Source organism: Vogesella aquatica, assembly GCF_028548455.1.
Taxonomy (GTDB): Bacteria; Pseudomonadota; Gammaproteobacteria; order Burkholderiales; family Chromobacteriaceae; genus Vogesella; species Vogesella aquatica.
On the sequence record NZ_JAQQLF010000036.1, the window covers coordinates 1 to 7,747 of the forward strand.

The 7,747-nt window shown below is 60.1% G+C and carries 2 protein-coding genes and 1 pseudogene; all 3 read right to left on the reverse strand.

Features of this window, described 5'->3' with window-relative positions; genetic code table 11:
* A pseudogene (locus tag PQU95_RS18360) lies at positions 1-198 on the reverse strand (IS481 family transposase); the annotation flags it as partial.
* A gap of 102 nt (positions 199-300) precedes the next feature.
* Entirely contained in the window at positions 301-1,491 is a 1,191-nt protein-coding gene (locus tag PQU95_RS18365; RefSeq protein ID WP_272753342.1) for a sensor domain-containing phosphodiesterase, read from the reverse strand.
* 139 nt (positions 1,492-1,630) lie between these two features.
* Positions 1,631-7,714, reverse strand: a complete 6,084-nt coding sequence (locus tag PQU95_RS18370) for a tandem-95 repeat protein (RefSeq protein ID WP_272753343.1) — start codon at positions 7,712-7,714, stop codon at positions 1,631-1,633.
* Between the last annotated feature and the right edge of the window lie 33 nt (positions 7,715-7,747).

Consider the following 7,747-nt stretch of genomic DNA (forward strand, 5'->3'; position numbering starts at 1 on the left):
CGCCGGGCTGAGGGTAGTCTGCAGGCGGTGGGCGGTATGGGGCTGGTCCAACACGCTGTCGCGCTGCTTCCACTTGCGGATGGTGTGGATGCTGACATTGAAGCGTGCGGCCAACTCGGTAAGCGTGCCGACGGCGTGCTTGATTTCCTCGCGGATAGCGGGGGTGGTGCGGGCTTGTTTGTGCAGTTTGACGATCATGGGTTGGGCGCTCGAGAGAGTTGTAGCAGGATACCCATGACTTCTCGTGCTGTGTTCAGTTTGAGTAGCCGATTGCTTATATGATCGTCAGGGATGCGACATCTACTTGGGCAGCATCACATCAGAGCACAGTACATGCATCTGCTCGTCGATCTCGATCGCCATCGACAGGGTCACGCAGGTACGCGTATCGGTCATCGACAGATAAGGCTCGCTCATATACAGCACCCCCGGCTGGTCGATGGCGTGCTGGAAATAGCTGCGGCGCGACCAGACGGCCCCCGTCGTGTCCTCCAGCGGGGCAAAACGCAGGCGGTTCACCTCGGACAGCTCGCGCACATTCAGGTTACGCCCCAGTTGGCGGCCTTCCTGGTCCAGCAAGAAGCAACGAATCACATCCGGCAGGTTCAGCATGGGCTGTGCGGCCAACCTGAACTCGTTGCCCTGCATCAGGGCAATGGCCGTTTGCACAAAGGCCTGGCGTGATAGCTCCAGCTGGCGGCGATTGAGCTTGCGGCGCAGCAGCTCGCGGTTCATCAGCTCGTCCCACTTGGCGTCCAGCCGCGGGGTAATCTGCTCATCACGGTCTGGCACCAAAGCGGGCATGGCAACATAATAGCCCTGCACCAGATCGCAGCCGGAATCCAGCGCCACCACCACGTCCGACTCGCTTTCCACCCCCTCCACCACTACCAACGCACCAATTTCGTGCATCAGCCGCACCAGGCGCGACAAAAGCGTGCGTGTGCGCTGCTGGTTGACGGCGCTACGCAGCAGGTGGCGGTCAAACTTGATGAAATCCGGCTCCAGGCTACACACACGGTCCAGATTGGAATGCCCGACGCCGAAATCATCAATGGCCAGCAGGCAGCCTTGCTCGCGCAACAGCGCCACCCCTTCCAGCAAGCCGGCATCCAGCTCCAGCGCCTGCTCCAGCACCTCCAGCACGATCAGCTGTGGCGGGATGCCCGAGTCGGCAATGATCTGCTGCAGCTGCTGCACATAGCTCAGATCGGCCAGCGTCATGGCATCGATGTTGAGGAACAGCCAGCGCTGGGCTGCCGGGGTGCGGGCAAAATGCTGGCAATGGGCGCGTACCACAGCCAGGTCCATGGCGGCACGCTCATCACGGCGGATGTAACGCTCGTAGACCTGCGGCGGGCTCAGCGCCTTGCCTTGCTCGGTCGCGCGCAGCAGCGCCTCCATCCCCACCGTACGGCGGTGAGCCAGGCTGTAAATGGGCTGAAAATGGGAGTCTAGCGACAAGCCATCCCGCATCGGTAAGTTTTCCACAGCAGCGCTCCAGCAAATGATAGGGGCAGTATAGCAATTGCCGTTCCAGTGTATTGAAAGTTGGCCGCACACTACGTGGCGTTTGGTACAGGTATAAAAAAAGAGCCGGCTTGCCGGCTCTTTTGTCACACACCCAGGTTTACTGGTCGGTTTTCAGGTTGTTTTTCAACAGCTCGGTAATCACCTGCTGGTCTGTGCTGCCCAGGCTACCCAGTGCAACGTCTTTCAGCAGAATGCTCTGGTCGGTCACCGTTGCCGCGTTGGCACCATTACTGCTGAAGGCACCACTGCTGCTGATCTGCACCAGCGTATCGTTACCGCTGGCAGAGAAGTGCAGGTACTGGGTCAGGTTACCGCTGTTCTCACCCTGCAGCAGGTCACGCAAGTCGAGCACATCACCACCCACGCCGGTCTTGAAGTCGGTAATGACATCGTGCGCCGGATTGGTAGTCGTCCCCTTGTCCGCCAGGCTCCACTGGAAGGTATCCACGCCCAGGCCACCGGTCATGGTGTCGTTACCACTGCCACCAATCAGGGTGTCGTCACCGTTACCACCGTTCAGGGTGTCTTTGCCGGCCCCACCGTTCAGCTGGTCATGCCCTTCGCCACCGCTGATGGTGTCACGCCCGTCGGTACCGGTAATGCGGTCATGACCGCTGGTACCGGTAGAGGTCGCACCGGTACGGATAGCCCAGGTGCCGTTGCCGGTATCGACCAGATCCTGGTTATCGGCCAGATTAGGCTGGCTGCCTACCTGGAACAGCGGGAAGCTGTCGGTACCCATCACCTGATAGCTACTGTCGGCCGCACCTGCCAGCTTGATCTCGACACGGAAGGTAGCCGCACCGCCTTGATCCCAGTACAGGATCTCAAGTGGCAGCATGCCGCCATTCAGTGCCACGTTGGTGAACACATTGGTGGTGGTGGACTGGATCTGGTCCACCTGCGCCACGCTGGTACCGTCCAGATACACACGGTAGCCATCATCGGCGGTAATGCGCAGGTCGTACCGGCCAGCCTCAGCCAGGTTCAGGTAGGCCAGCATGCGGATCATGGCATCCGAGGTGTTACCCAAGCCGGCCCCCCCTGCCTTCAGGTCGCTGGCATTGGTTGTGCCATTGGCCGTCAGGAACTTGTACAGGTTACCGGAGCTGCTGCTCAGCGTCGTACCACTGGCCACGGTCTGGTTATTGCCCAGGTTGTTGGAGATGCTCGAGCTGCTACCGCCGCTGGTGGAGAAGCCAAACTCAAGCTTGTTCACCAGGAAGGAGGCATTCATGCCGGCGTTGGCACCAGCCGCCATGGAGCCAATCAGGCTGCTGTTGTTGCCGCTACGGGCTTCGATCAGGTTCTCGACCTTGGTGAGCGAATCCAGGTTACCGGTAGGGCTGCTCTCCTGGTAACCGTAGTACTCGGAACGCAGGCCCAGCGTGCTGGTACTCACCGCGGTCTGGGTAGACGTCAGCGTGATGTCGTTGTAGCTGCCGATCGTCGTGGCCGTTACCGAACCGGACTGGATGGTCACATCCAGATGGCCGGCAGTCTGCGCGGTGCTGCCGTTTGGCTCGGTACTGACGGCGGCTACGTCCAGGCCAACAGAACCCAGGGTGCTAGACGGCAGGACCAGTTTGGCCGAAGCCAGCTCGGCAGCGGTAACGGTAATCACCCCGTTCACAGCGGTGTAACCACCCGGCGTGCCGTTGCTGACAATGGTGGCGCCAGCCGGCAGGTTGCTGAACTTGTACGACAACACTTCCGACGTATCGGTATCGGTAAGCTGGCCGGCAATGTAGGTCGACAGCGATACCGCGGTCTTGCCACTGATGCCGCCCGAACCTGCCACCACCCCTTGTGTGGTACTCAGACGGATATCGTCGATCATCGCGCCACGACCGTTTACATCCAGGCCAGTGTTAGTGGTGGCCAAGCGGATGGTCAGCGTATCGGTGCTGCCGGTACCGGCAAAGCTCAGCTTCAGGTTTTCCCAGTTGAAGCTATCCTGCGGGCTGGTAGAACCGTAGGTGCCCAGCAAGTTTGTACCCAGGTACACCGCAATGGTGGTGTACTCGGTGCCAAAGCCCGGGCGACCGGCGTAATCCAGCGACAGCTCGTACACCTGGCCAGCCACGGTCGTGATACTGCGCGAAATGCCCAGCGTCTGCGCCATGCTGCCGGCCGCATCGTTCAACTCCAGCGCGTTACGGCCATCCCCCACTGCAGTGGCAAAGGTGTTGTTGCCGCCATTCTGGCGTTGCTGGGTATCGCCGCTCGCCCAAACCTCGAACACGTTGGCACCACCACTTTGCTTGTCGTTGGCAGTCACCAGCGTCCAGTCTTCCAGCGTGGTAGCAGTAACCGACTGCGACGTATTGTCACTGTTCGCCACCGACTCCCAACCCGTTATCCACAACGTACCGCTGCTGCCGGTTTTCACGGTCAGCGTCGGGGTATCGGCTACCGGGGTAACGTCTACCGACATGGTGGCGCTCGCGCTGCTGCCGCCAGCGTTGTCTACTGCCTGGTAGTTGAACGTGGTGTAATCCTTCTTCAGGTTACCAACACCGCTGGTGGCGAAGCTGTCGCTACCCGACTCGTTGAAGTCCGGCACCAGGCGCAGCTTGCCGGCATCGATATCCGTCTTGCTGATGACCTGGTTGGCCGTGACTGCCACCCAGGCAGTGCCGTTGTTGTACTGCAGCGCGCCATCGGCCGGCAGCGAGGTCACTTTCACCGACAGGTTGGCCGCAGCGCTGTCCACATCAGCCACATTGAAGTTGGCCCAGGTGAAGACCAGATTGGTGTCTTCGGTACCGGTAACGCTGCCGCCGGTACTGGTTGGCGCGTCATTTACCGGGTCGATGATCACGGTCAGCGGTGCCGTGGTGGTCTTGCTGTCGCCACCTACCTGTTCGGTAGAGGTGGCAGTCACGGTCAGGTTCTGGGTGCCGTTGTAATCCAGCGGCCCCTTGATCTGCAGCGTGGCCAAGTCCCAGCCAGCAGGCAAGGTCACTTTACCGCTAGCGTCAGCAGTCAGGATGGCGCCCGCAGCATTTTTCAGCTGGGTGCCGTTTACCAGGCCGCTGATGGACACCGACAGGGTTTCCGAGCCGTCGGTATCGGTCAGGCCAGCAGCAATACGCGAGATCGGGATCCAGGTATCTTCGTTACCACGGTTCAGTGGTACTTCGGTGTAATAGCCACCCTCGCCGCTGGCATTGGGCACCAGCTCAGACAGGTTGACGCCTGCATTGGTGATGTCTGCCGTACCGGTAAACAGCTTCAGGTTGGCCGTACTCAGGTCCACGGAGGTGGCACCGTTCACCGACACATTGATGTCAAAGTTACCCGCACCAGCCTCGTTATGGTGGAAGGCCGTCAGGGTGTAGTAGCCATTCGCGGTTGGCGAGAAGGTGCCGGTATAACCACCGCCATTGCCCCACAGCGCGTTAGCGACGGTGACACCCCCCACTTCCAGGCGGAAGCTGTCGTCAGCAATACCGCTGAAGGTGTAGGTCTTGCCTGCTTCCAGGTACACCAGGCCGGAAATACGGCTGGCGGTACCCACCGTGACATCGGTCTGGGCGGCATTGGTAATGGTCGTGGTGCTTTGTGCCGCAGACGCAGCTTCGATACGCGCTTCCAGCGTGTTCTGGTTTACACCACTGCCACCGTTGTATACATCGGTGAACGAGATATTGGTCCACGACTCTTTCTTCAGCCCGGTCGGTGTTGCCGTCGGGGCGCTATTGAGACTCAGCGTCGGGGCATCTGCTACCGGGGCGATGTCCACTTTCATAGCCACGGTAGCGCTGCTGGCACCCGCAGCGTCCACACCCTGGTAATTGAAGCTGGCGTAGTCCTGCTTCTGGTTACCCGTACCTGCCGTGCTGTAGCCATCGATACCAGACTCGTTACTGTCCGGAGCAAAGCGCAGCTTGCCGGCATCAATATCTGCTTTGCTGATTATCTGGTTAGCGGTCACGTTTACCCAGCCGCTGGCACCGTTGTACTGCAGCGTGCCATCCGCTGGCAGTGTGGTGATCTTGATAGATAGCGTATCGCCACTATCAATATCAGCCACATTGAACTGTGCCCAGGTAAACACATGCAACGTGTCTTCGGTACCTGTGATCTGGCCACCCGTCGCGGTCGGTGCGTCGTTCACCGGGGTCACGCTGATGCTCAGCGTGCTGCTGCCGGTGCCACCGTTCGGGTCGCGTACGTTGTAGGTCACTACTGGCACGCTGCCGTTCCAGTTGTCCACCGGGTCGAACACATAGTCACCGTTGGCCGCGATGGTCAGCGTGCCGACGTTGGCGATGGTGGCGGTCTGGCCGGCGGTGAAGCTGCCGGTGATGCCGGCGATGCTGAAGGTAGTCACGCTCAACGCGCCGTCGACGTCGCTGTCGTTGCCCAGCACGTTGCCGGTGGCGTTGTTGTCTTCCAGTACGGTGTTGCTGTCGGCCACCAGGTTGGCCGCGTCGTTCACCGCTGCCACCGAAATGGTCGCTTTGGCCGGGGTAGCATCAACCAGGCCGGCATTGTCTTTCGCGCTGTACTGGAATTCGGTCACACCATTCCAGTTCGCCGACGGCTTGAAGTACACCGTGCCGGTGACTACTGCATTGGCGGCCAGTGGCTGCGTCGCCGCAGCATCGCTGTACAGTGTGCCGTTGGCCGGCAGGCTATTGATCACGAAGCCGGCTACCGAGCCGTCTACGTCATAGCCGGACAAGTTGACGGCGATCACGCTATCTTCATTGCCACCTGCGGCAACGTTGGCTGTTTCTGGTGCCAGGTTACCTGCCGAAGTCGATGCTTGGCCGCTGGCGGTATTGCCATTGGCCAGCTCTTTGGCAATGGCAGTCACTTGCAGCGACAGCTGACCGGTAACCGCACCCGGTACTTGCAGCGACAGACCGGTCAAGGATACATCCAGCGCAGTGCTGGCCCACAGGCCGGTCAGGGTCAGCGTGCCATCGGCAGCCACCACACCCAGCTCGGTACCGGTGCTGCTCAGCAGCTTGGAGCCGGCGTACTTGCTGTCCAGTGTCAGCTTGATGCTGTCGATCACTTCGCTACCATCACGGTCTACCAGAGACGTGGCAATCGTCAGCGGGTAGCTGGTCTTGGCCGCGCCCTCTTTCACCCACTGGTTGCTGGCGCTGTTGAAGTAATAGGTGCCATCGGCAAACTGCAGGCGCTCAACGTCATACAGGTTATCGGTACCTTCACCACCATACGGGTTACCGTTGGTCTGCTTGTCTTGCACCTGGAAGGCCAGGCTGCCACCGGCAGATACCGTCGGTACGCCAATGATGTAGTCGGCAAAGTTGCCGGCATACACCGCCGTATCCACACCGCTGCCGCCAAACAGGGAATCATCGCCCTGCTCACCGATCAGGATGTCATTGCCGGCGCCACCATACAGCGTGTCGTTCACCTGGCCGGTATTGGAGCCATCCGAGTTACCCAGGATGCCATCATCACCAATCAGGATGTTGTTGCCAGTACTACCGTGCATGGAAATCAGATCGTTCAGGCCACCACCCTTCACGGCAAAGCCTTGCGACTCTTTACCCGCAGGCGTTGACCAGGCATCGCCCGAACCGGTGAGCTCGATGGCATTGCTACCATACGTCGCCTGCGCAGCACTCCAGCCGCTGTAGTTCTTGCCACCGATGTATGGGCTACCGGCATCGTAGCTACCTGCGCCCAATGTCACCGATACTGTCGGCACATCAGCGACCGGTACCACATTAACGGTCAGCGTATTCGGCGTGCCATCAAAGTTGCCACCGCTGTCTTTCACGCTAAACGTCAGTTGTGCATAACCACCACTGAGCTTGCTCTCATGGGTATCCGGCTGGAAGACCAGCTTGCCGGCAGCCAGATCTGCCGCGCTCACCACCACACCGGCGCTAGCCAGCACACCGTTGAGGTACAGCTTGCCATCGGTCGGCAGGGTATCAATACGAACTGCCGACAAGGTGTCACCAGCATCGCTATCGGTAAAGCCGAAGTCAGCAGCACCCAGCGTGCGAGCCGTATCTTCGTTGATGCTGATCGTCTTGTCGGTGCCACTTGGTGCCGAATCGTTGTCGACGATGGTACCGGTGGCGTCTTTGCCACCGACGGCCAGTTTCAGCGTTTCGTCGGCTTCATCCACGGTGTCGTTCACGGTCGGTACGCTGACGGTGAAGCTGCTTACACCGGCCGGCACGATCACGCTCTTGCCATCGGCGCTCAGGGTCAC